This is a genomic window from Micrococcus sp. KRD026, from assembly GCF_017168445.1.
Taxonomy (GTDB): Bacteria; Actinomycetota; Actinomycetes; order Actinomycetales; family Micrococcaceae; genus Micrococcus; species Micrococcus luteus.
This window is the reverse complement of record NZ_JABFBA010000030.1, coordinates 28,474-29,655: the sequence shown is the minus strand read 5'-3', so window position 1 is coordinate 29,655 and position 1,182 is coordinate 28,474. Positions and strand designations below refer to the sequence as shown.

General features: G+C 72.0%; 1 protein-coding gene and 1 pseudogene. One reads left to right on the top strand and one right to left on the bottom strand.

Annotation, left to right across the window (positions count from 1 at the left end; genetic code table 11):
- Positions 1-127, top strand: a pseudogene (locus J1M40_RS10840) (IS5/IS1182 family transposase); the annotation flags it as partial.
- Here the strand turns inward: J1M40_RS10840 and J1M40_RS10835 are convergent.
- Positions 124-975, bottom strand: coding sequence for a hypothetical protein (locus J1M40_RS10835; protein ID WP_145015604.1), 852 nt, complete (start codon positions 973-975; stop codon positions 124-126). The pseudogene J1M40_RS10840 and the gene J1M40_RS10835 overlap by 4 nt on opposite strands.
- Positions 976-1,182: the final 207 nt, after the last annotated feature.

Here is a 1,182-nt window from a genome sequence, read left to right as displayed (position 1 = left end):
GTACGCGCACCTGAAGCAGTGGCGGGGCCTGGCGACCCGGTATGACAAGTACGCGATCGTCTACCGGTCCGCTGTGGTGCTGAATGCTGTGATCGCATGGTCCAAACGATTGTCAGACATGCCCTAGCCCTCCCCGCGACGCTCGCGCATGCGGCGCAGCAGCTCGTACGCCTCCGGCACGGAGAGCTCCGAGTGGCTGGACAGCTGGACGGCGGCGGACTCGAGGTTGCCGTCCCGCACCATGGCGGAGAGCTGGTCGCGCAGCCACGGCGGCAGGTCCTGCGAAGAGAGGCGGACGGAGTCCGTCCCCCGCATCACCTCGACCTCGAAGGGGAACTCCTCCTCGGCGGGGGCGGCGGTCCACTCGGCCGGGACGGTCAGGGTGGTCAGCTCATCGGCGGGCGTCGCCGTCGGACGCGGCGCAGCTGAGGCGTGGTCGGTGTCCTGCTGGGCGTCGTCCTCGGCCACAGCGTCAGAGGTCTCGCGTTCGGTCGTCTGGGCGTCCGGCTCCCTCCGCCCGCTCAAATCCTGCCCGGGCCGCTTCGGCCCGGGGGTCTCGGCCGGGGCCGTGTCGTCCCTGTGGGGCTCCTCATGGCCGGCGGGAACGGGCCCCGCGGCTCCGGCGGACGTGGCGTCCGGTTCCTGCGCCGGCTCGGAGTAGACCTGCGGATGCACGGCGAGGGACTGCACGTCCATGACGGCGTCCTTCAGGCCGCGCCCGGTGTGGGCGCGGTAGTCGCGCACGGCCTCCATCACGCGGCTCTGGGCGATGTGCCCGTACACGCGCCGATGGGCGTCCTCGTCCAGCAGCCCCGCTGCCAGACGCGCCCGCTCCGGTCCGATGTCCAGCCCGCGGCCGGACGGCGTGCGCTGGTCCGCCGCCTGACGCGCTCGACCGGCCGACATCCACCGGGCGGCGGCGAACGCGAGGGCGCCGATGACGACCACCGCGAGGACAGGGACGAGATATTCCATGCCTCCAGTCTAGGTGTGGCCCGCGAGGGCCATGCCGGCGGCCGCGGCGCCACATCACAACCTGGTCACAGTTCTGCCAGGGCTCCAGAGCCACCGAGGGCCTCGCCTACGGTGGAGCGTGGAGTTCTCCGTGCCTGGTCACGGCGGCCATGGAGGAGACACTCCGCCCGCCACTCGACCGAGCCAGGAGACCGCATGTCCTTCCCC

What these genes read in the sequence shown, in the direction of transcription:
- J1M40_RS10835 (WP_145015604.1), bottom strand. Translation starts at nt 975, where the DNA reads ATGGAATATCTCGTCCCTGTCCTCGCGGTGGTCGTCATCGGCGCCCTC.